The 20763-nt window shown below is 65.9% G+C and carries 13 protein-coding genes; 8 read left to right on the top strand and 5 right to left on the bottom strand.

The window, feature by feature from the left end; genetic code table 11:
• The first annotated feature begins 10 nt into the window (after window positions 1-10).
• Window positions 11-1870, top strand: coding sequence for an acetyl-CoA hydrolase/transferase C-terminal domain-containing protein (locus tag NJH59_RS01770; protein WP_253086270.1), 1860 nt, complete (start codon window positions 11-13; stop codon window positions 1868-1870).
• Window positions 1871-1954: 84 nt separating this feature from the next.
• Here NJH59_RS01770 and NJH59_RS01765 read toward each other — a convergent pair whose 3' ends face one another.
• Both NJH59_RS01765 and rep read right to left on the bottom strand, forming a co-directional pair.
• Window positions 1955-2527 carry a xanthine phosphoribosyltransferase gene (locus NJH59_RS01765; protein ID WP_043863335.1) on the bottom strand — a complete coding sequence of 191 codons (573 nt, stop codon included), beginning with the start codon at window positions 2525-2527 and terminating at the stop codon, window positions 1955-1957.
• Between the two features lie 62 nt (window positions 2528-2589).
• Window positions 2590-4599, bottom strand: a complete 2010-nt coding sequence (gene rep, locus NJH59_RS01760; RefSeq protein ID WP_253086269.1) for a DNA helicase Rep — start codon at window positions 4597-4599, stop codon at window positions 2590-2592.
• Window positions 4600-4864: 265 nt separating this feature from the next.
• Between rep and NJH59_RS01755 the strand changes: the two genes are divergently transcribed.
• Window positions 4865-6529, top strand: coding sequence for a bifunctional diguanylate cyclase/phosphodiesterase (locus tag NJH59_RS01755; RefSeq protein ID WP_058541722.1), 1665 nt, complete (start codon window positions 4865-4867; stop codon window positions 6527-6529).
• Window positions 6530-6588: 59 nt separating this feature from the next.
• On the opposite strand, the gene NJH59_RS01750 is transcribed toward NJH59_RS01755, so the two are convergent.
• Window positions 6589-7974 (bottom strand): NorM family multidrug efflux MATE transporter, encoded by a 1386-nt coding sequence (locus NJH59_RS01750; protein ID WP_100634197.1) that lies wholly within the window; start codon window positions 7972-7974, stop codon window positions 6589-6591.
• Window positions 7975-8124: 150 nt separating this feature from the next.
• Between NJH59_RS01750 and NJH59_RS01745 the strand changes: the two genes are divergently transcribed.
• Window positions 8125-9069, top strand: coding sequence for a LysR substrate-binding domain-containing protein (locus NJH59_RS01745; RefSeq protein WP_043863339.1), 945 nt, complete (start codon window positions 8125-8127; stop codon window positions 9067-9069).
• A 153-nt stretch (window positions 9070-9222) separates the two neighbouring features.
• Complete coding sequence (locus NJH59_RS01740) at window positions 9223-11208, top strand: methyl-accepting chemotaxis protein (protein WP_253086268.1); 1986 nt, start codon at window positions 9223-9225, stop codon at window positions 11206-11208.
• A 61-nt stretch (window positions 11209-11269) separates the two neighbouring features.
• Here the strand turns inward: NJH59_RS01740 and NJH59_RS01735 are convergent, their stop codons facing one another.
• Together NJH59_RS01735 and NJH59_RS01730 are read right to left on the bottom strand one after the other, a co-directional pair.
• On the bottom strand, window positions 11270-12670 hold the full coding sequence (locus tag NJH59_RS01735) for a VOC family protein (RefSeq protein ID WP_088514606.1): 1401 nt from the start codon (window positions 12668-12670) through the stop codon (window positions 11270-11272).
• Window positions 12671-12765: 95 nt separating this feature from the next.
• On the bottom strand, window positions 12766-13665 hold the full coding sequence (locus NJH59_RS01730) for a LysR family transcriptional regulator (RefSeq protein WP_043863342.1): 900 nt from the start codon (window positions 13663-13665) through the stop codon (window positions 12766-12768).
• Window positions 13666-13804: 139 nt separating this feature from the next.
• On the opposite strand from NJH59_RS01730, the gene NJH59_RS01725 reads away from it, so the two are divergent.
• The 4 genes from NJH59_RS01725 to NJH59_RS01710 all read left to right on the top strand — a co-directional run bounded on the left by NJH59_RS01725 (window position 13805) and on the right by NJH59_RS01710 (window position 20760).
• The gene (locus tag NJH59_RS01725; RefSeq protein WP_043863343.1) at window positions 13805-15295 is read left to right on the top strand and encodes an aldehyde dehydrogenase family protein; all 1491 of its coding nucleotides are present in this window, start codon (window positions 13805-13807) and stop codon (window positions 15293-15295) included.
• A 112-nt stretch (window positions 15296-15407) separates the two neighbouring features.
• Window positions 15408-16694, top strand: a complete 1287-nt coding sequence (locus NJH59_RS01720; protein ID WP_043863344.1) for an FAD-binding oxidoreductase — start codon at window positions 15408-15410, stop codon at window positions 16692-16694.
• Window positions 16695-16939: 245 nt separating this feature from the next.
• Window positions 16940-18940, top strand: a complete 2001-nt coding sequence (locus tag NJH59_RS01715; protein WP_253086267.1) for a DUF4034 domain-containing protein — start codon at window positions 16940-16942, stop codon at window positions 18938-18940.
• 5 nt (window positions 18941-18945) lie between these two features.
• Complete coding sequence (locus tag NJH59_RS01710; protein WP_253086266.1) at window positions 18946-20760, top strand: M48 family metalloprotease; 1815 nt, start codon at window positions 18946-18948, stop codon at window positions 20758-20760.
• The last annotated feature ends 3 nt before the right edge of the window (window positions 20761-20763 follow it).

The raw sequence follows: 20763 nt of genomic DNA, 5'->3' as shown, positions 1-20763 counted from the left end.
GGAGGCCGAGATGGCGCACCGCTGTTCGATCGAGATCGCCGTGGACGAAGTGCTGGCGCGTTTGCCGGCGCACATCCACATGGGCCTGCCACTGGGCCTGGGCAAGCCCAACCGCTTCGTCAATGCGCTGTATGCACGGGTGCGTGAGCTGCCCGAGCGGCAACTGACCATCTACACCGCACTGACCCTGGGCCGCCCGGACCTGGGTGACGGCCTGCAGCGGCGCTTTCTCGAACCCTTCGTGGAGCGCGTGTTCGCCGACTACCCCGAACTCGACTACCTGCAGGACCTGCGCCGCGACCGGTTGCCGGCCAACATCCGCGTCGAGCAGTTCTTCATGCAGCCGGGCAGCATGCTGCACAGCCACATGGCCCAGCAGGACTACGTCAGCAGCAACTACAGTCATGCGGCCCGCGACATCAATGCCAAGGGCCTGAACCTGGTGGCGCAGATCGTTGCCGCCCACCCCGAGCGCCCCGGGCACCTGAGCCTGAGCTGCAACCCCGACATCACCCTCGACCTGCTGCCAATGATCGCGCGCCGGCGTGCAGCCGGCGAAACCATCCTGATGCTGGGGCACGTGCACGACGAGCTGCCCTACATGCCGGGCGACAGCGAACTGGCGCAGGACGATTTCGACCTGTTGATCGACGCCCCGGAAACCACTCGGCTGTTCTCCACGCCGAACATGCCCGTCACCACCCAGGACCACTTCATCGGCGTGCACGCCAGCACCCTGGTGCGCGACGGCGGCACCCTGCAGATCGGCATCGGCGCCATGGGCGATGCGCTGGCCGCCGCGTTGCTGGCGCGCCAGGGGGGCGCGCCGGAGTACCAGGCGCTGCTCGCCGACCTCGACCTGGCGCCCTGGCAGGTGCTGATCGAGCGTGAAGGCGGCACTGCGCCGTTTGCCCAGGGCCTGTATGGCTGCAGCGAAATGTTCGTGAACGGATTGCTCGCGCTGGCGGAGGCGGGCGTGGTGCGCCGGCCGGTGGCCGACGGGGTGCTGGTGCATGGCGGTTTCTTCCTCGGGCCGCAGGCGTTCTACCAGCGCCTGCGCGAGATGCCGCTGGCGCAGCGCAAATCCTTTGCCATGCACGCGATCAGCTTCATCAACGAGCTGTACGGCGACGAGGCCCTCAAGCGCGAACAGCGCCGCGATGCACGCTTCATCAACACGGTGTTCACCATGACCCTGATGGGGGCGGGGGTGGCCGACCAGCTCGAGGACGGTCGCGTACTGAGCGGCGTGGGCGGGCAGTACAACTTCGTCGCCCAGGCCCATGCGCTGGAAGGCGGGCGTTCCATCCTGCTGCTGCGCAGCTGGCGCGAAGCCGGCGGGGAGGTCAGTTCCAACCTGCTGTGGACCTACGGGCACTGCACCATCCCGCGGCATCTGCGCGATATCGTGGTGACCGAGTACGGCATTGCCGACCTGCGCGGGCAGACCGACGCCGAGGTGATTGCGCGGTTGCTGGCGATCAGCGATTCGCGGTTCCAGCCCGGGCTGATGGAGCAGGCGAAAAAGGCCGGCAAGCTGGCGCAGGATTTCGAGCTGGATGCGCGCTTCACGCAGAACACGCCGCAGCGGCTTGAGGCATTGCGTGGGCGGCATGCGCGGTTGTTTGCCGAGTATCCGCTGGGCAGCGATTTCACCGCTGAAGAGAAGGACCTGCTGCGCGCGCTGAACTGGCTCAAGAGCAAGTTCAAGTTGAGCGAGGCGCTGGAGCTGGGCAAGGCGGCACTGGATGCGCCGGGGCCGGAGCGGTATCCCGAGCATCTGCGGCGCATGGGCCTGAGCGAGCCGGACGGGCTGAAGGAGGACCTGTACCAGCGGTTGCTGCTGGCGGCTTTGCAAACTACCGCGTAGAACGCTTTCGCCGGCAAGGCCGGCTCCTGCAGGCGGTGGAGCACCTGTAGGAGCCAGCCTTGCTGGCGAAGCGGTCGGTAAGCCTTACTCGATAAAGCTGACCACACCACCGTCCAGCGACTTCACCCGGGCCAGCGACTCGACGCGATAGCCCTGGCTGTCCAGCTCGGCACGCCCGCCCTGGAACGACTTCTCGATCACGATGCCCAGCCCGGCCACGGTTGCGCCGGCCTGCTTGATGATCGAGATCAGCGCCTGCGACGCCTTGCCGTTGGCCAGGAAGTCGTCGATCACCAGCACGCGGTCGCTGCTGTTGAGGTGACGCGGCGAAATCGCCACGGTGTTCTCGGTCTGCTTGGTGAACGAGTACACCGAAGCCACCAGCAGGTTCTCGGTCAGGGTCAGCGACTGGTGCTTGCGGGCGAAGATCACCGGCACGCCCAGCTTCAAACCGGTCATCACCGCCGGGGCAATCCCCGAGGCCTCGATGGTGACGATCTTGGTCACGCCCGCATCGGCGAACAGACGGGCGAACTCGTCGCCAATCAGTTGCATCAGCGCAGGGTCGATCTGATGGTTGAGAAACGCATCGACTTTGAGAACCTGATCGGAAAGCACGATGCCTTCTTCGCGAATCTTCTGGTGCAGTGCTTCCACTGGTGTAATTCCTCGATGTAGCCAAAAGGCCCCGGCAACAAGCCAGGGCAAAGGTGGATTATCTATCGTTTGAGCATGGCGCGGATATCGGCCAGGGCCGTATTGCCACGCACGGCTTTGACTTCCGTGGGTGTATCGTCCAGGCCTTCCCAGGCCAGGTCGTCATCGGGCAATTCATCGAGGAAGCGGCTTGGCGCGCAATCGATGATCTCGCCGTACTGCTTGCGCTTGGCGGCAAAGGTGAAGGCCAGGGTCTGGCGTGCGCGGGTGATGCCCACGTAGGCCAGGCGCCGCTCCTCCTCGATGGTGTCGGCCTCGATGCTGGAGCGGTGCGGGAGGATTTCCTCTTCCATGCCCATGATGAACACGTAGGGAAACTCCAGGCCCTTGGAGGCATGCAGCGTCATCATCTGCACGCCCTCGGCGCCTTCTTCCTCTTCCTGCTGGCGTTCGAGCATGTCGCGCAACACCAGCTTGCCGATGGCTTCCTCGATGCTCATGCCGCCTTCCTCGTCCTTCTCGAGGGTGTTTTTCAACGCCTCGATCAGGAACCAGACGTTGCCCATGCGAAAGTCCGCGGCCTTGTCACTGGAACTGTTGGTACGGATCCAGTTCTCGTAGTCGATGTCGGTCACCATGCTGCGCAGCGCGGCGATCGGGTCTTCCAGCGCGACCTGCTCGCGCACCTTGTCCATCCAGCGTTTGAAGCGCTGCAGGCGATCGGTGAAGCGGCTGTCCAGGTGCTCGCCCAGGCCCAGCTCCTCGCTGGCGGCATACATCGACACCTTGCGCTCGGTGGCGTAGTTGCCGAGTTTTTCCAGGGTGGTGGAGCCGATTTCGCGGCGCGGCACGTTGATCACGCGCAGGTAGGCGTTGTCGTCGTCCGGGTTCACCAGCAGGCGGAAGTAGGCCATCAGGTCTTTTACTTCCTGGCGCCCGAAGAAACTGTTGCCGCCCGACAGGCGGTAGGGGATCTGGTGGTGCTGCAGCTTCAGCTCGATCAGCTTGGCCTGGTAGTTGCCGCGGTAGAGGATGGCGAAGTCGCTGTACGGGCGGTCGGTACGCAGGTGCAGGCTGAGGATCTCCATCGCCACGCGCTCGGCCTCGGCTTCCTCGTTCTTGCAGCGGATCACGCGGATCTCGTCGCCGTGGCCCATCTCGCTCCACAGCTGCTTCTCGAAGGCGTGGGGGTTGTTGGAGATCAGCACGTTGGCGCAGCGCAGGATGCGGCTGGTGGAGCGGTAGTTCTGCTCGAGCATCACCACCTTCAGGGACGGGTAGTCGTCCTTGAGCAGCATCAGGTTTTCAGGGCGCGCGCCGCGCCAGGCATAGATCGACTGGTCGTCGTCGCCCACCACGGTGAACTGGTTGCGCGTACCGATCAGCATCTTCACCAGCAGGTATTGGCTGGCGTTGGTGTCCTGGTATTCGTCCACCAACAGGTAGCGCACCTTGTTCTGCCACTTCTGCAGAATGTCGGGGTGGTCCTGGAACAGCTTGACCGGCAGCAGGATCAAGTCGTCGAAGTCCACCGCGTTGAACGCCTTGAGCGTGCGCTGATAGTGCGCATACACGATGGCGGCGGTCTGCTCCTTGGGGTTGCGCGCGTTCTCCAGGGCCTCGGGCGGCAGGATCAGGTCGTTCTTCCAGGCGCCGATCATGTTCTTGATCTCGTCGACGCCATCGTCCCCGGAGTATTCCTTCTGCATGATGTCGGTCATCAGGGCCTTGACGTCGGTTTCGTCGAAAATCGAGAAACCCGGCTTGAAGCCCAGCCGTTCATGCTCCTTGCGAATGATGTTCAGGCCAAGGTTGTGGAAGGTCGATACCGTCAGGCCGCGCCCCTCGCCGCCGCGCAGCAGGGTGCCCACGCGCTCCTTCATCTCGCGCGCCGCCTTGTTGGTGAAGGTCATGGCCACGATGTACTGGGCACGGATGCCGCAGTTCTGGATCAGGTGGGCGATCTTGCGCGTGATCACGCTGGTCTTGCCGGAGCCAGCACCGGCGAGCACCAAAAGAGGGCCGCCGACGTAGCTCACGGCTTCCTGTTGCCGGGGGTTGAGTCGGGACATGACGTTAACCGGGGGTCGCTGAAAAATAGCCGGGCATTTTAGCAGGCGCAGAGCAATTGTGCCGCGACCGTCTGACAGTGTGACGTACCACGCGATCTTAATTTGCCGCTTTTGATACTTTCCCGCAGGATGCGTGGCGAAATACCGCGGGATCAGGACGAAGGAATGTCGTGAGTTAAAGTGAAAACCATTTACATTTGATGGTTCAGGATCGAGCATCCCGCCCACATCGTCATTGACCGCGTTCTCGTGCTAAGGAGCCAGCTTGTCTACGCTTGTCGAACCGTTGCGTCTGCTTCTGCTGGCGGACGGGCCGCACTGGGCCGTTGCCCTTGGTGAATGCCTGCTGCCGCTGGGCGGTGGCGCGGTGCTGGTGACCGCACCCGGCTGGGACGCGGTCGACAGCCTGTTCGCCCGCGACCGCAACGCGCTGGTGCTGGCCACCCCGGGCTTGCAGCCGGCGCCCGGGCGTTGCGACCTGCCCATGGTGCTGCTGCTGGAGCAGGAGCCGCCCGAGGCGCCGCCGGGTGTGAGCGACTGGCTGGTGTTCGAGCAGCTGAGCGGCGACATGCTGCGCCGCTGCCTGCGCCATGTGCGCGAGCGAGGTGTGCTCGAAGCCACCCTGCAGCGCCTGGCCGAGCAGGACCCGCTGACCGGCATTGCCAACCGCCAGGGCTTCCAGACCCTGCTGGCCGCGCGCCTGGCCGAAAACGACGGGCGCGGTGTGGCCCTCGGGCACCTGGACCTGGACAACTTCCGCCACGCCAACGATGCCCTCGGCCACCAGGCCGGTGACCGCCTGATCCTGCAGGTGGTCAGCCGGCTCAAGCGCCAGCTCGAGGCAGGCGATCAGGTGGCGCGCCTGGGCAGCGACGAATTCGCCCTGCTGATCGACACCCGGCGCGAGCCGCAGCGTGCCGAGTGGATGGCCGAGCGCATCACCGAGGCCCTGGCCGAACCCTACTGGATCGACGGCGAAAGCCTGCTGCTGGGGTGCAGCCTGGGCGTGGCGCATGCCCGTGCGCAGGCTGGTGCCGACCCGCTGATGTGGCACGCGCACATCGCCATGCAGCAGGCCAAGAGCACCCAGGGCTGCACCTTTCACATCTTCAACGAGCGCATCAACCGCAACGCACGCAGCCTGGCCGACCTGGAAAGCGAGCTGCGCCGAGGCCTGCGCCGCGACGAACTGGAACTGCACTACCAGCCACGCCTGGACCTGAGCGACGGGCGCATCGTCGGCCTGGAGGCACTGGTGCGCTGGCGCCACAGCGAGCGTGGCCTGCTGCCACCGAGCGAATTCGTGCCGCTGGCCGAGCAGAGCGGGCTGATCGTGCCGCTGGGGTACTGGGTGATCTCGCGTGCCCTGCGCGACATGCAGGCACTGCGCGAGCAGGGGCTGGCGCCATTGCACATGGCGGTCAACCTGTCATTTCGCCAGTTTCAGGACAGCCAGCTGCTGGCCACGCTGGGGCGGCTGATCGTCGAGCACGGGGTGGATGCGGGCTGGCTGGAGTTCGAGCTGACCGAGACCGCAGTGATGCGGCGCAACGACCTGGTCAAGCAGACCATGGACGCGCTGGGACGCTTGGGGGTGCGGTTTTCGCTGGATGACTTCGGCACCGGCTTTTCGTCGTTCGTGCACCTGAACAGCCTGCCGATCGCCCTGCTCAAGGTCGACCGCAGCTTTGTCGGTGGCATGGAGCAGCGCGAAGAGAACCGCAAGCTGGTGCACGCCATGATCAACCTGGCGCACAACCTGAACCTGGAGGTGGTGGCCGAGGGCGTGGAGACCGAGGAACAGCTGGCGTTGCTGCGCAGCTTTGGCTGCGACCAGGTGCAGGGCTTTCTGATCAGCCGGCCGCTGCCGATCGAGCAACTGGTCGAGTATCTGGTGCAGGGGGCGGGGCAGGGCGCAGTGGCGCTGTAGGCCCCGTCGCCGGCATGCGCGAAACAGGGTAGGAGCCGGCCTTGACGGCGAACAGGCCCTCAAGGTTGTACAGAAATCTGTGCCATCTGCGAACTGCCCAGCAACCGCCGCATCCGCCACTCGAACGCCACCGTCAGCCCGATTGCCGCACACGCCAACCCCAGCGCCAGCCCCCACCACACGCCTACCGCGCCGCCGCCCATGGGAAACGCGAACACCCACGCCGCCGGTGCGCCGATCAGCCAGTACCCGGCCAACCCCACCAGGAACGTGGTCTTGGCGTCCTTGAGCCCGCGAATAGAGCCCATCGCGATGGTCTGAATACCGTCGAACAGCTCGAACCACGCCGCCACCATCAACAGGCTCACCGCCACCCGGATCACATCGGCGAAGGCCGGGTCCTGGCGGTCCAGAAACAGCCCCACCAGCGCCTCGGGCATCAGCCAGAACAGCAGCGAGAAACCGAGCATCATCGCCGCGCCAAAACCGATGCCCACGCGCCCGGCCTGACGCGCCGCCAGCAGGCGGTCGGCGCCGTAATGCAGGCCCACACGCATGGTCACCGCGTATGACAGGCCCGCCGGGATCATGAACGCGGTCGAGACGATCTGCAGGGCGATCTGGTGCGCGCCCAGGTCGGTGGTGCCCATGGTGCCGATGCACAGCGCTGCGAAGGCAAACAGCCCGACCTCCACGGTGTAGGTGCCACCAATCGGCAGGCCCAGGCGCCACAGCTCGCGCAACGCCGGCAGGTGCGGGCGGCTCAGGCCCTGGCGTATCGGGAAGTCCGCGTAGGCCGGGTGGCGGCGGATGTACAGCGCCAGTGCGATGGCCATGGCATTGGCCACCAGCGCGGTCACCAGGCCGATGCCCATCAGGCCCAGCTTCGGCAGGCCGAACATGCCTTCGATCAAGGCGTAGTTGAGCAGGAAATTGACCACGGTGCCGACCAGGCTGATCACCATCACCGGCGTCGAACGCCCCAGTGCACTGGTGAACCCGCGCAACGCCATGAAGCTCAGGTAGCCGGGCAGGGCCAGCGGCAGCACCAGCAGGAACTGGCTGGCAAAAGCCACGTTGCCAGGTGTCTGGCCCAGCATCAGCAGCACCGGCGACAGGTTCCAAAGCACCAGCGCGGCGACGATGGCCATGCCCCAGGCCAGCCACAGCCCGGCCTGGGTCAGGCGCGTGGCACCGGGGTTGTCGCCCGCACCCTGGCGAATCGCGACCAGGGTACCGACGGCGGCAATCACTCCCAGGCAGAAGATCGACACGAAGGAATAGCTGGCCGCGCCCAGCCCGCCACCAGCCAGGGCCTCGGGGCTGATTTTGGCCATCATCAGGGTGTCGGTGAGCAGCATCAGCATGTGCGCCAACTGCGAGGCGATCAGCGGCCCGGCCAGCCGTAGCAATGCCTTGAGTTCGGTAACGGGCGCAGCCTGCATGATGCAGCTCCTGAAAAGGGAAGGGTGAGCCGTGGATTCTCGGCCTTTGCGGGCCATTGCACAAAAGGATAAAAACGATCATTGGCATGATTAAAACTCATGTGAGTATGATCCGTGCCAACCCGTATTTCATTGCTGGAGCACGCCCGCATGTCACGCCGTTTACCGCCTCTCTACGCCTTGCGGGCGTTCGAGGCCGCTGCCAGGCACAGTTCGTTCACCCGTGCCGCCGATGAGTTATCGATAACCCAGAGCGCGGTCAGCCGGCACATCCGCACGCTGGAGGAGCACTTCGCCTGCCGGCTGTTTCTGCGCAATGGCCGCACCCTGCAGTTGAGCGAGGCGGCGCGCCTGCTGTTGCCCGGTGTGCGCGAGGGTTTCGCCGCACTTGAGCGTGCCTGCAACACCCTGCACAGCGAAGATGGGGTGATCCGCATGAAGGCCCCTTCGACCCTGACCATGCGCTGGCTGCTGGCGCGCCTGAGCCGTTTTCGCCACTTGCAGCCGGGCAACGAGGTGCAGCTCACCAGTGCCTGGATGGACGTCGACCATGTGGATTTCAACCATGAACCCTTCGATTGCGCAGTGCTGTTGGGCGACGGGCATTTTCCGCCGGACTGGGAAGTCAGCCCGCTGTTCCCTGAACTGCTGATACCGGTGGGTGCGCCCGCGCTGCTTGATCAGACGCCCTGGGACGTGGAGCAGTTGAAGGCCTGCGAACTGCTGCATCCCACGCCCGACAAGCGCGACTGGCGCAGCTGGCTGGCGCAGATGGGGCTGACCGAACAGGTCTCGCTCAAGGGCGGCCAGGTGTTCGATACCCTCGAGCTGGGCATGATCGCTGCCGCGCGAGGGTATGGTGTGTCGATGGGGGACTTGCTGATGGTGGCCGAGGATGTCGCCCAGCGGCGCCTGAGCCTGCCCTGGCCGACGGCGGTGGCCAGCGGCCTGAATTACTACCTGGTGTGGCCACGCACGCGTCCCGGTGGCGAGCGTCTGCGCCGGCTCAGCGACTTCCTGCAGGGCGAGGCCCGTGCGATGGACCTGCCCAAGGTGCAGATACTGGGGGCAAATGAGCCCAACATCGGCGATTGAACGTTTGCGCAGAATATCCCTGTGATGCACTCAAGTAATCGATGACGCCGCCGAATCAGTGGGGTCGAGAGCCGCAACCAGAATGGCTCCACTTCCCCATGCCGACGGTGCAGCGTGATCAGGATGATCCGGCCCCCATTGCCAGGAGCTTCCATGTCCCAACCCCGTGCCCGAATTGCCTCGCAACTCGGTATTGCCCTGGCCGCCGTGCTGGCGGTCGTCATTACCGGCAGTACGCTGTTTGCCCTGCGCTCGCTCGACAGCGCCAACCTGATCACCCGCCAGGAACACCTGGCCAGCGAGGCACGGCTGCTCGCCGACCAGCTCGACACGTTCCACAGCACCTTGCGCGAGAGTACCCAGCGCCTCAGTGGCCTGTTCGAAAAACGCTTTGCCGGCGGGCTGCGGCTTGCCTCCGACCAGTCACTCAGCGTGGCCGGAGTGGCCACGCCGGCGCTGTACCTGGCGGACCATGCGCTGAACAACGATTTTCGCGAGGTTGACGACTTTCGCCAGATGACGGCGGGTGTTGCCACCGTGTTCGTGCGCAGCGGTGAGGACTTCATTCGTATCAGCACATCGCTGACCAAGCAGGACGGCAGCCGCGCCATCGGCACTCAGCTCGATCACCAGCACCCGGCCTACGCGCGGCTGATGGCCGGGCAGCCCTACGTGGGGCGTGCCGTGCTGTTCGAGCGCTCGTACATGACCCAGTACACACCGGTGCGTGACGTGTCGGGTCGGGTCATCGCGGTCCTGTTCGTCGGCTTCGACTATACCGACGCGCAGAACGCCCAGTTCGACAACCTCCGGCGCTTCCGTATCGGCCAGACGGGGTCGCTGGCGCTGCTGGACGAACAGCAACACTGGTTGGTGGCGCCAGCAGGTGTCAGCGACACGGCACTGGCTGCCCACCAACTGGGCGGGTTTGCCGCGCATGCAGGGGAAGGGCGCTTCTGGAACGATGGGGTCGAAACCCTCTATAGCGTGGCCATGCCCTTTGCCGACGGCCCGTGGACAGTACTGGCAAGCATGCCCAAGGCCGAGATTCGTGCCGTGACCTGGAGCGTGGGCGCAAGGTTGGCCATTGGCAGCCTGCTGGCCATGATGCTGGCGGTGGGCGCCACCCTGTGGCTGCTGCGCCGCAAGCTGCGGCCGCTGGCCGACCTGGTGCGTCAGGCCCAGGCCCTGGGCGCGGGCGACCTGAGTGCCCGCCTGGCGGTGGCCAGCCACGACGAAATCGGCCAACTGGCACGCAGTTTCAATCAGATGAGCGAAGCGCTGGCGAGCACTGTGCTGCACATTCGTGATGCCTCGCAGCAGGTCAGCCAGCGTGCCCAGGCGCTGGCGGGGCTGTCGTCGGGTGCTTGCGAGGGCATGGAGCAGCAGTCGGGCGAAATCACCAGCATGGCCGGTGCAGTCGAGGAGTTCAGCGCCACCTCCCTGAACATCGCTGACAACATGAGCAGCACCGAACGCATGGCCCAGGACAACGCGCAGCAGACGCGCATTGGCCGTGCGTCGATGGACGAAGCGTCCACCTCGTTGCAGCAGATCGCGCAGGCGCTGGGCAGCACCGCGACAGTGATCGATACCCTTGGGGTGCGCTCGAAGGAGATTGGCGGCATTGTCGGCACCATCACCTCGATTGCCGAGCGGACCAACCTGCTGGCGCTGAACGCGGCCATCGAGGCGGCACGGGCGGGCGAGCAGGGGCGCGGGTTCGCCGTGGTGGCGGACGAGGTGCGCAACCTGGCGGCGCGCACCCGCGAAGCCACCGACGAGATCTCCGGCATGATCGCCAGCATTCAGCAGGAGACCGGCAACGCCATCAGCACCATGGAGCAGGGCAACCGCTTGATGGAGGACGGCTTGCAACGCAATGCCAAGGTCGCCGAGGCCTTGGCGCGCATCGATGAGCAGAGCCGGGCGGCGGGGCAGCAGTTTGCCGCGATCACCACCGCGACTCAGGAGCAGAGCAGCACGGCGACGTTGCTGAGCAGCAACTTGCAGAGTATTGCGCTGGCCAACAGCGAGCAGCGCGAGGTGGCAGCCAACCTGGCGGCTACGGCGCGGGAGCTGGAGGGCTTGGCGGGGCAACTGCGGGCAGAAGTGGGGCGGTTTGAGGTGGGGCATTGAGGGCCCCTTCGCCGGCAAGGCGGCTCCTGCAGTGTAGGAGCCGACCTTGCCGGCGAAGCTGTTAAATCAGCCCAGGCAGGTTCAACGCCTGCGCACACGCTGCCAGCGAGCGCCGCTCGCTCTCGGCATACAGCGCCAGCTCATCCTGCACCGACTTGCCCAGCGCCTGCTCGAACGCGTCGCGGTTGGCATTGCTGCCGTACTCGCTCTGCGCGCCTTCGCCCAGGTTGGACTGGAAGATCCCCGCCGCACTCACCGGCAGGAAGTCCTCGTACACCAGGGCTTCGAAGTGCACATGCCCGGCTTCGATCAACGCGCTCAGCGAGGTCGGCCGCTGCGCCTGGTCGCGGGCACTCAGGCCGGCTTCGGTCGGGAAGTAGCGGAAGTACGCCAGCCCCTGCTCGCGCATCTGCGCCAGGTCGTCCGGGAAGGCTTCGAAACGCTTGCCCAGCAGGCTCATGTAGCGCTCGGCATTGGCCTCGGCCGGCACGCCGCCCAGGTCGGCCCGCGCTGCGTCCAGCAACTGGTCATACAGCACGCGACCCTTGGGGGTCAGCGCCGCGCCGCGTTGCTCGATCTCGCCGAAGCGTGCGGTATGGCTGCCCCCTTCGCTGCCCTGCTGGTCGGTGAATGCCACGCGCTCCTGCAAGGCCTTGAAGCTGGTCTGACGCAACAGGATCGGGCAACGACGCGGTGGCGGGCCCTCGATCACGGCCTTGGGCGGAATGCCCTTGGCCGGCATGCCGACCTGGATCGCATCGATGTCCAGGGTGCGCGGCGTCAGGTGGTTGATGTGCGGGCCCTTGAAGGCCACCACATCGGCGATCAGGCGGTGCTGGTCGTGCAGTTGCTGGTACTGCTCGGCCGTGACCGTCGCGTCGTGGTGCCAGCGGAAGGTGTGCAGTGCTTCATTGACGAACGCCTCGGCGTCGGCGGCATTCAGGCCTGCGTCGGCTTCGAACTGGGCAATCAGCTGCAAGGCACGCGGGGTGAAGATCTGCCGCTTGGCCAGGATCGATGCGGCCAGCTCGCGCAGGGCCGGGTTGTCGATCAGCTCCAGGCGCAGCAGCGAGGTGAACACGCGGAACGGGCTGATGTGCAGCGACTGCTCGTGCACCGCGCGAAACGCGGTGGAGTGCACCGGTACGCCGGCCGAGCTGAGGTCGTAGTAGCCCACCGGGTACATGCCCATCACCGCGAACAGGCGGCCGATGGTCGCCAGTTCCTGGGCGGTGCCGACGCGGATGGCGCCGTGGCGTTCCTGGTCCAGGCGTTCGATCTCGCCGGTCCAGCGTAGCGCCTCGGCCACCTTGGGCTGCTGGGTCATCACCTGTTGATTGATCTCGCTCACCAGTTCCAGCAGGGTGCCGTAGAGCGGCACCTCCTGCTTGTACATGAGCGACATGGCCGCGGAAAACTGCGCGCGAATGCTGTCCGGGCTGACGAAATCTTGAGCGGGCATCGAAAGCTTCCTGGTGGTAAAAGTCACCCTTACATGAAAGCGAGGAATGCAGGCCGGGCACAAGCGAAAAAAATTCGAGGGATCATTCCTGTAATTCAGGACCTCGGCGCGGTCGCCTGTTCACGGATCCATTCCACCAGGCTGCGCACCTTCGGTACCTCGGCGGCATGCTCGGCGAACGCCACAAAGTACGCGCCGCTGCTGCGCATCGCGTAGGGCCACGGTATCACCAGCTTGCCCTCGGCCAGTTCCTGCTCCACCAGATAGCGCGGCACCAGCGCCACGCCGCAGCCCGACAACGCGGCGCCCACGCACATATAGAAGGTATCGAAGCGCGGGCCGTGGTAGCTGTTGGCCGAGTGCAGGCCCTGTTCCAGAAACCACTCGTGCCAGGCCTCCGGGCGCGAGGTGCTTTGCAGCAACACGCGCTCGGCCAGCTCGCCGGCCTCGGTCAAGGTATGCCCCTGCAGCAGTTCCGGGGCGCACACCGGCACCACCTCGTCGCCGAACAGCTCGATGCACGTGGCCCCCGGCCAGGTGCCCTGGCCATAGAAGAACACCACGTCGGCGGTGTTCTGCAGCAGGGCGAAAGGCTCCATCTCGTTGCAGATATCCAGGTGTATATTCGGGTAGCGCTTGCCGAAGCCCTTCAGGTGCGGGATCAGCCAGCGCACGCCGAAGCTCGGCTGGGTGGCCACCTTGAGCACTTCGGTCTGCTGACCGTAGGACAGGATGTAGCGGCTGGACATGTCGACCTGGGTGAGGATCTTGTTCACTTCGGCCAGGTACAGCGCGCCCGCCGGGGTCAGCTGCAGGCGTCGGCGGATCCGCAGGAACAGGTGATGGCGCAGCATGTCTTCGAGCTGCGCCACCTGCTTGCTCACCGCGCTCTGGGTCAGGTGCAGCTCTTGCGCAGCGCGGGTGAAGCTCAGGTGTCGGGCGGCCGCCTCGAAGCATTGCAGGGCGGCCATCGACGGCACCAGACGTTTGGACATAGCGGTATCACTCACCTGTCGAATCATTACCTGGCGGAATGATGTGCAGAATAAAGGTCGTTTGTAGCGCCAGAGTGATCGGATTAATACTGATCCCATCACCAATTACAACCACTCACCGCCTTGCAGGAGAAGAATAATGGTTGATGGATTGCTCGACCGCCTGGGTGTACCGGCCTCTGCCTACACCCATGGCAACCATCCCGTTCACACCCCGATCGACGGCAGCGCGATTGCCTCGGTGCACCTGGAGTCCAAGGCTCAGGTACTGGGCAAGATCGAACAGGCCGAACAGGCCTTCCTGGCCTGGCGCAACGTGCCGGCGCCGCGTCGCGGTGAGCTGATCCGCCTGTTTGGTGAAGTGCTGCGTGAGCACAAGGCGCAACTGGGCGAACTGGTATCCATCGAAGCCGGCAAGATCACCCAGGAAGGCCTGGGCGAAGTGCAGGAAATGATCGACATCTGCGACTTCGCCGTCGGCCTGTCGCGCCAGCTGTATGGCCTGACCATCGCCTCCGAGCGCCCGGGCCACCACATGCGTGAAACCTGGCACCCGCTGGGCGTGGTTGGCGTGATCAGCGCCTTCAACTTCCCGGTGGCCGTGTGGGCGTGGAACACCACCCTGGCGCTGGTATGCGGCAACGCCGTGATCTGGAAGCCATCGGAAAAGACCCCGCTGACCGCACTGGCCTGCCAGGCGCTGTTCGAAAAAGCCCTGAAAGCCTTTGGCGAAGCGCCGCAAGGCCTGGCGCAGCTGATCATCGGCGACCGCGACGCCGGCCAGGCACTGGTCGACGACCCGCGCGTACCGCTGGTAAGCGCCACCGGCAGCACCCGCATGGGGCGCGAAGTCGGCCCACGCGTGGCGGCACGCTTCGGTCGCAGCATCCTCGAGCTGGGTGGCAACAACGCAATGATCCTGGCCCCGAGCGCCGACCTGGACCTGGCCGTGCGCGGCATTCTGTTCAGCGCCGTGGGTACCGCCGGGCAGCGCTGCACCACCCTGCGTCGCCTGATCGTGCACCGCTCAATCAAGGACGAAGTGGTGGCCCGCGTCAAAGCCGCCTACGCCAAGGTACGTATCGGCGACCCGCGCCAGGACAACCTGGTCGGCCCGCTGATCGACAAGGGTTCGTTCACCGCCATGCAGGACTCCCTGGCCCGTGCCCGTGATGAAGGCGGCAGCGTGTTCGGCGGCGAGCGCCAGTTGCAGCAGCAGTACCCGGATGCCTACTACGTGAGCCCGGCGATCGTCGAGATGCCTGGTCAGAGCGAGGTGGTGCGCCATGAAACCTTTGCGCCGATTCTCTACGTGCTGGCCTATGACGAGTTCGACGAAGCGCTGCGCCTGAACAACGAAGTGCCACAGGGCCTGAGCTCGTGCATCTTCACCACCGACCTGCGTGAGGCCGAGCGCTTCCAGAGCGCGGCGGGCAGCGACTGCGGCATCGCCAACGTCAACATCGGCACCAGCGGTGCCGAGATCGGTGGCGCGTTCGGTGGCGAGAAAGAGACCGGCGGTGGCCGTGAGTCGGGTTCCGATTCGTGGAAGGCCTACATGCGTCGTCAGACCAACACCGTGAACTACTCGCGCGAGCTGCCGCTGGCGCAGGGCATCGTGTTCGACTGATAACCGCGTCGGCCCCTTCGCCGGCAAGGCCGGCTCCTACCGCAACCGTGTAGGGGCCGGCCTTGCCGGTGAAGGGTACTTCCCGTTCCAAGGCCAACCAACGGAGGCGGCCATGACCGACCTGCGTCAAGAATGTCTGTGGGAGTTCGTCACTCCGCCTGCGGCGCCTGCCGCCGCACTGACGGCACAGATCAAGGCCGATGTGTGCGTGATCGGCGGGGGTATCACCGGTCTGTGCACGGCCATCAACCTGCTCGAGCAGGGCAAGTCCGTCGCGCTGCTCGAAGCCCGTGTCATCGGCCATGGTGGCTCGGGGCGCAACGTCGGGCTGGTCAATGCCGGCACCTGGATCCGCCCCGACGATGTCGAGGCCACCCTGGGCCAGCAACAGGGCAGCCGCCTGAACAAGGTACTGGGTGAAGCCCCGGCCGAGGTGTTCGCCATGATCGAACGCCTGGGCATCGACTGCCAGGCACGCAACGAAGGCACCCTGCACATGGCGCACAACGCCAACGGCGTAGCCGACCTGCAGTCGCGTCACCAGCAATGGAGCCGACGCGGTGCCGATGTCGAGCTGCTGACCGGTGCGCAGTGCCAGGAATACTGCGGTACCGACAAGATTTCCGCCGCGTTGCTCGACCGCCGCGCCGGCACCATCAACCCCATGGGCTACACCCGTGGCCTGGCCGCTGCGGTACGCCGTCTGGGTGGGCAGGTGTTCGAACAGTCCGCTGTCACCGGGCTCACCCGCGAAGGCAGCGCCTGGCTGGTGAAGACTGCCCATGGCGCGGTCAGCGCCGACAAGGTGGTGATCTCCACCGGTGCCTACACCGAGGGCGACTGGACCGCGTTGCAGAAGCAGTACTTTCGCGGCTACTACTACCAGGTGGCTTCCAAGCCCCTGCAGGGCGCTGCGGCCGACAACGTGCTCAAGCACGGCCAGGGCTCGTGGGACACGCGCACGGTGCTCAGCAGCATCCGTCGCGACGACCAGGGCCGCCTGCTGCTGGGCAGCATGGGCCGGGTCGACAACAAGCCGGCGTGGTTCGTGCGCAGCTGGGCCGACCGCATCCAGGGGCACTACTTCCCGCAACTGGGCAAGGTCGACTGGGAAATGCACTGGACCGGCTGTATCGACTTCACCCCGGACCACCTGATGCGCCTGTTCGAACCGGCCCCGGGCATCGTTGCGGTCACCGGCTACAACGGCCGTGGCAACACCACCGGTACTGTGATCGGCAGGGCCTTCGCACAGTACCTGCTGCAGGACGATCCGGATGCACTGCCGATCCCGTTCGCCCCGATGAAACCGGTATCGGCCCCGTTGCTGCGCACCGGCTTCTACGAAACCGGCTTTTCGCTGTACCACGCCGGGCAGTGCCTGCGCGTGCTGCTGTAACCCCCGCTCCAGTGCGCGGCCATCGACAGGGATGCCCTGGTCGATGGCCTTCGGCATTGCCCGCATGCCGTCCACCTGCCCGCATTTTCAACGCCCCGTACCGCTCGCGCCCGGTCGAGAATCATTAACACCCGCGATTTTTTCAATTGGACTGGATCCAATCGGTAGTGTCGTTTAGCCTTCGCCGCCATCATGAGCGCCTTTGCGCTGAACGCGCTCGCTAAAACGGACTTGAAGGGTGCCACTTGCACAACATTCCCCATATTCGCCTCCACCTGCGTGACCTGGTTCGTACCGAGTCCTTCGCCGAGCTGAACAGCTATTTCGATACCCTGCAGGCCGAGTGGAGCAGCGCTGAGCCTGGTACCCACCATTATCTGGACACCGCCCGCACCGGCACGCTGTTCGACTTCAGTGTGACCCCCGCGCCGGAGATCGCACGCTTTCTGCAGGCGTGGGTCGCCGCCTGCCCGGATGCCTTCCATCCGCGCCTGTTCCTGGGCAACTACTGCTATGGCCGCGCCGGCAATATCCGCGGCAGCGGCTGGGCCAACAGCGTGACCGACGACTGCTGGCTGGGCGCGGCGCTGGCCTGTGAACTGTCGGCGGTGCACCTGCTGGCGGCGCTCGAACGTTCGCCGCAGCCGGTGGCTGCAGGCGTCACCCTGATGGAGCTGTGCGCGCACTTCCATGAGCCGGCGTGGCTGAACGCGCTGTTCGGTGGCGAGCCTGCCAAGGGCATGGCCAGCGACAACCAGGACCCCGAACTGCTGGAGATGGCGGTCGAACACCTGGCCCACTACGGCCTGACGCCCTTGCAACAGGCCCCCACGGCGCTGCCGGCCGGCCTGCCGCAACGCCAGGCGCACGAGATGGACCAGGGTCAGGATTACTGGCTGCACCGCGTGATGGAGTGGCGCCCGGACTGCCTGGAAGCGCTGCTCAACTATGCCAACTACCTGTTGCCGCGCTGGGGCGGCAGCTACGAAGACATCGAAGGCTTTGCCAGCGGGCCGCTGTGCGCCGCGCTGAGCGAGGCGCAGCGCAATGCGATCCGCTGGCTGGCGTTCTACGACATCCACGAGGATTACCCCGCCAAGGAGGAATTCAACGCTGCACGCGAGTACCTCGAGCACTTCGAGGCCTGGCTGCAGCGCGACCTGCTGCCAGCCTACCGCGGTTATGCGCTGGGTTACTTCGGCCAGTTCTGCAGCTATTCGCTGGACAACCAGCCACGTGCGATGGCGATGCAGGTCGCGAGCGTGCAGGCCTTCCCCGAAGGCGAGTACTTCCGCCATGTCGAGGGGCCGTTCCACAGCTTCGTCTACCTCACCATGGTGGCCAACATGGCCGACGAAACCGGTGCCTTCAAGGTGGCGGTCGAGCGCATGTGCGCGATGAACGAGTTGGGCGTGCCGGTGGCGATCAAGGCTGTCGGTCACCAGTTCGGCCTGTGGGGTTTCGACAAGGACCCGCAGTGTGTGCCGGCCTTGCTGGACCGCGCGCGGGTGCTGGGCGAACACGACCTGGGGGACTCGGGCCTGGACATCGTCAGCCTGCCGTCATTCCTGTGGGACGGTGGGCGCCACGACGAGGGTTACTTCCTGGCGGTGCAATGGGGCGAGCGTGGCCTGCCGGGCGCGGCCTATTTCCTGCACGAGGTACACACCGGTGCCCGTGAAGAGGCCCCGCAACGCTATGTGGACGAGGGCGAAAGCCTGCGCTGGCTGGAACGCGGTGCCCAGGACGGCTGCCCGCAGAGCATGTTCAACCTGGCCTGGAAAAAGCTCTTCGACGACGAGCTGGACATGCGTGTGCGTGCCAACCTCGACGAGGTGCTGCGCCTGTTCGAAGGCGCCCGCCAATCGTCGCGGGCAGAACAGCGCGCGCGCATCCGCATCGGCATCCTGCTGCGCGACTTCGGCACTGCCGAAGAGCAGGAAACCGGCGTGAAGTACCTGCGTTCGCTGGTCGACTGTGACGATGACTGGGTCTCGGCGCGTACCAGTGCCGAGATCGCACTGGCCTACCTGCGCGGGCAGGGCGTTCAGCAAAGCCGCTTCGCTGCCATCGAGTGGGCGCAGCATGCCGTGACCCAGTTGCCCGACAACGAAGGCATCCAAGAAGTCCAGTACGAGGTGCTCAACTCCCACAGCCTGCTCAAGAGTGTCACCAGCGTGTTCGGTGCGTTCCTGGGGCGTGGCAAGGTCGGCGCCGACGACCTGCCGCCCAAGCCGGCGCAGTAATGCCCATGGCCGCACTGCAACGGTTGCGACTTCGTGCCTGGCTGCTGCTGGGCAACGGCTTTCTGCTGGTGGGCGGGCTGGCCCTGTGCGCGCTGCCGCTGGCGATGTGCATGTGGCTGCCCGGTGCTGCGGGGCTGCTGGCCGGGTTCGTGACCCTGCCAGCGGGCATGTTCGGCTACAGCATGCTCAAGCTGCCCTTTGCGACGCGTGCCGATTCCAGCGAGGACGGCATCGCCCTGCAGGCAGTGGACGCGCCGCAGCTGTTCGCGGAAATCGAGCGGTTGCGCCTGGCACTCGGCGCGCCTGCGCTGGATGCGGTGTACCTGAACGACGACTTCAACGCCAGTATCCGCCAGCACCACGTACTGTTTCGCAGGACGCGCAACGTGATGTGGCTGGGCCTGCCCTTGCTCGACACGCTGTCGCCACGGGCCTGTGCGGCGATCCTGGCGCATGAGTGCGCGCACATCGCCCAGCGTCATGGCCGCTATGCCAGCCGCGTGTATTTCGCACGGCTGCAATGGCAGGCGGCGAGCGAGCGGCTGGAGCGCCATCGCTCGTTGTCGAGCGCGCCGCTGCGTCTGTTCGTGGGCTGGTACGTGCCACGTTTTCTGGCCGTGAGCATGGATTTTGCGCGGCGCTGCGAGTACCAGGCCGACGCCGAGGCGGCGCGGGTAGGCGGGGTCGAGGCGATGCGCGAGGCGCTGGTCGGCCTGGCCTTGCAGGGGCGGGCGCTGGAGCAGGCATTCTGGCCCAAGGTGTTTCTTGCCGGCAGCACCACGCCATTGACCGACCTGGCCCGCAGCGGTGCGCTGGACATGCCGCAGGACATTGCCGAGGCCCGCAGCTGGCTGCATGGCGCACTGTGCAACGAGACCGACGACAGCGATACCCACCCGGCGCTGGCCGACCGCCTGGCGGCGCTGGGGGGGGCACCCGATCAGCCCGACGCGGCACTGGTGTGGCAGCGCAGCCAGCCCAGCGCGGCGCAGGCCTGGCTGGGTGAGCAGCACCTGCCATTGGCGCAGCGCCTGGACGAACAGCAGGCCGATGACAATGCCCGGCATTGCCAGCGCGCCCGTGACGAGCGCGAGGCATTGGTGGCCGAGCAGCACGACCTGCAGCGCAAACGGCGTATCCGTGCGCTGTCGGGCCACGAGATTGCCCGGCTGGCCTGGCTGTACCGCACCCTTGGCGAGGCGGGCGATGAGGCGCAGCGTTTGCTGGAAGACGCACTGCAGCAGGCGCCGGACGCGGCGGTGCGCTATCAGCTGGCCGAGTGTCATGCCCAGGCCGGGCGCCCGGACGCCGCCGCAGCACTGTGGCGGCAGGTGGCCGAGCAGCGCGGGCCGTTGCAGCTGTACAGCCTGCGCAAGCTTAGCGTGCTGGCCCTGCGCAGCGATGACCGCGGCGCGGCCGAGCACTATCGGCGCGAGGCCGATGCCCTGCAGCGTGCCGATAGCGACGATGACGGTGAAGACGGCGAGTGGGGGCCCCACGACCTGGTGCCCGTGGAGCGCAACAAGCTGATCGAGACGCTCACGCCGCTGCTGAAACTGGCGACCGGCGTGTGGCTGCTGCGCGAGACCGGCACACGGCGCTACATTTTGCTGGTACTGGCGCGGGACTCGCTGACTTTCCGCCTGGTCAGTCGCCTGACCGGCGAAGACAGCTACCTGCGCCGGGATTGCCAGCAGATGCTCAACCGCCTGCTGCCGCGCATTCGCCTGGACCTGGTGCCCGTGGTGATGTCGGCCGGGGATGCGCGGCTGGTGTTCTGCTCGCAGGCGTCGCAGCTGCGCTTGAGCGCGTTGCTGTAGCGC

The sequence above is a fragment of the Pseudomonas sp. VE 267-6A genome (assembly GCF_024126555.1).
Taxonomy (GTDB): Bacteria; Pseudomonadota; Gammaproteobacteria; order Pseudomonadales; family Pseudomonadaceae; genus Aquipseudomonas; species Aquipseudomonas palmensis.
The sequence above is the reverse complement of the archived record's forward strand: the minus strand, read 5'-3'. Positions and strand labels throughout refer to the sequence as shown.